The organism is Paraburkholderia sp. SIMBA_027 (genome assembly GCF_046535315.1).
GTDB lineage: Bacteria > Pseudomonadota > Gammaproteobacteria > Burkholderiales > Burkholderiaceae > Paraburkholderia > Paraburkholderia tropica.
The window spans coordinates 1-418 of record NZ_JAWRWY010000128.1 but is presented as its reverse complement, the minus strand read 5'-3'; the positions used below and the strand labels follow the sequence as shown (position 1 = coordinate 418).

At 63.6% G+C, this 418-nt stretch carries 1 protein-coding gene; it reads right to left on the bottom strand.

The annotated features are described in order from the left end of the window. A partial coding sequence (locus SB764_RS38435; protein ID WP_410866524.1) for an MMPL family transporter occupies positions 1-418 on the bottom strand: 418 nt, incomplete at both ends.

The window sequence follows — 418 nt, the reverse complement described above, 5'->3', positions numbered from 1 at the left end:
CGTGACGACCCCCGCGGCCAGCGTGACGCCCACCAGCGCCACCACCTTGCCGGTGAACTGGACCGCTCGACGGTAGGCGTCCCGCAGCGGCAAGCCGGCGCGCTGATAGTTGAGCTGTACAGACAGCAGATAGAGCGCGTAATCGACACCGATGCCCACGCCAAGGGCGATTACGGGCAAGGTCGCCACCTTGACGCCGATGCCCAGCATCACCATCAGCGCCTGGCATAAAACTGAAGTGATCGCGAGCGGCACCAGTGCGACGACGGCGGCACGCCAGCTACGGAACGTAATCAGGCAGAGCAGGACAACAGCCGCGTAGACCAGCAGCAACATGCGCTCATTCGCTTCCTTGACGACGATGTTGGTCGCGGCATCGATACCTGCGGAGCCAGCGGCCAGCAGGAATTGATGGTCC